The 398-nt window shown below is 65.1% G+C and carries 1 pseudogene; it reads left to right on the top strand.

The annotated features are described in order from the left end of the window. A pseudogene (locus tag SM757_RS35110) lies at nt 1-398 on the top strand (hypothetical protein); the annotation flags it as partial.

Below are 398 nucleotides of genomic sequence, written 5' to 3'. Positions count from 1 at the left end.
TTCGGCCCAGGGCGAGAACACCTTGCTTGGCGGGGCGGGCAACGACTCCCTGTACGCCATGGGGCGCTCGCTGGTGTTGGACGGTGGCGATGGCGATGACTACCTCAATGCCGACGGCAACACGGGCAGCGGGGCGCTGAGTGTGGCCACGCTCAGTGGCGGCAACGGCAACGACGTGCTGCAAGCCAGCCAGTTCAGCGACGTGCTGCTGCAAGGTGGCGAAGGCAACGACTCCCTGAGTGCCTCCAATCCCACCAGCGCCACGCTGCAAGGCGGCGAGGGCGACGACACGCTGAACCTGAGCCTTAACAATTACATCAGCGCCGACACGAAGTCGGTGTATCTGCTGGAGGGTGGCGAGGGCGCCGACACCCTCAACGTCTCGGGCTACTCCTACA

The organism is Azohydromonas lata (assembly GCF_034427735.1).
GTDB lineage: Bacteria > Pseudomonadota > Gammaproteobacteria > Burkholderiales > Burkholderiaceae_C > Azohydromonas > Azohydromonas lata.
This window is presented reverse-complemented; position numbering and strand designations above follow the sequence as displayed.